Annotated in this window: 1 pseudogene; it reads left to right on the top strand. The window is 71.5% G+C overall.

Going from position 1 to position 277, the window contains the following annotated elements:
* A pseudogene (locus AC5RTY_RS16860) lies at positions 1-277 on the top strand (porphobilinogen synthase); the annotation flags it as partial.

Below are 277 nucleotides of genomic sequence, written 5' to 3' on the forward strand. Positions count from 1 at the left end.
CTACGCGGAAATGGCCGTCGCCCAGGCGGCTGCCGGCGCGGACGTGCTCGGTCCCTCCGGCATGATGGACGGACTGGTGGCGGTGATCCGGCAGGCACTCGACGAGGCCGGCTACCAGGACGTCTCCATCCTGGCGTACGCCGCAAAGTAGGCCTCGGCCTTCTCGGGGCCGTTCCGCGAAGCGGTCGACTCGCAGCTGACCGGGGACCGGCGGACCTACCAGATGGACGCCGCCAACCGGCGCGAAGCCATCCGGGAAGCGCCGCAGAGGTGCCGG

It is taken from the genome of Arthrobacter sp. Y3224055 (assembly GCF_059090825.1).